1 protein-coding gene and 1 pseudogene are annotated in these 919 nt (G+C 72.5%); both read right to left on the bottom strand.

What is annotated here, in order from left to right; all coding sequences use genetic code 11:
- A partial coding sequence (locus ASJ79_RS24740) for a short-chain dehydrogenase/reductase (protein WP_156448627.1) occupies positions 1-575 on the bottom strand: 575 nt, incomplete at its 3' end.
- Between the two features lie 28 nt (positions 576-603).
- Positions 604-919: pseudogene (locus ASJ79_RS24735) on the bottom strand (hypothetical protein); the annotation flags it as partial.

Raw genomic sequence — 919 nt, 5'->3', positions numbered from 1 at the left:
AGTGGGGTGTCGATCCAGGACATGTGCGCCGAGCCGACGGCGACGCCGCGGTAGCCGACCTCGAGCCGTAGCGCGTTGGCGAAGTGTTCGACAGCGGCCTTGGCGCTGTTGTACGGGGCCAGCCCCGGCGCTGCGGCGTACGCGGCCAGCGACGACACGATCAGCACGTAGCCGCGCCGCTCGAGCACCGACGGCAGCGTCGCCCGCACGGTGTGGAACACGCCGGTCACGTTGACGTCCATCAGCGTGCGGAACGCCTGCGGGTCGACCTGCAGCACCGAACCGTAGGTCGCGATCCCCGCGTTGGCCATCACGATGTCGATGCCGCCGAACCGGTCCACCGCACTCGCGGCGGCGGCCTCCATGGCGCCGAGGTCACGGACGTCGGCGACGACGGTGTGCACGCGGTCCGCGCCGAGGAGATCACGCAGCTCGGTCAGCGGCGCCTCGTCGAGGTCGGTGAGCACCAGCCGGGCGCCCCTGGCGTGCAGCCGCCGCGCCACCTCGGCCCCCACGCCGCGGGCGCCGCCGGTGATGAACACGGTCTTGCCTGTCACCGATCGCGCTGAAGTCACAGCCGAAACCTACTCCACCGCCGGTGCGTTACAGCCGAACCCCGAGAAGAGCGTCGACCGCGGTCGCGACCGTCGCGCCGGCCGTCTCGTCGTGGCCGCCGTAGGACAACGCGTCGGTGGCCCAACCGTCCAGTGCGGCAAGTGCTTTGGGGGTGTCGAGATCGTCGGCGAGGTAGCGCCGCACCCGGGCCACCACGTCGGTGGCGTCGGGGGCGCCCGGCAGCGCGGTCGCGCTGCGCCAGCGGTGCAGCCGCTCCTGAGCCGCGTCGAAGCGGGTTACGGGGTCGGCCAGGACGGTGACGGGCGATGGTGCCAGCCGACCCCACCAGAAGGGCGGCTGTGTG

The organism is Mycobacterium sp. NAZ190054 (genome assembly GCF_001545925.1).
Lineage (GTDB): Bacteria > Actinomycetota > Actinomycetes > Mycobacteriales > Mycobacteriaceae > Mycobacterium.
Note: the sequence above shows the minus strand (reverse complement) of the source record. Positions and strands in the feature narration are given on the sequence as shown.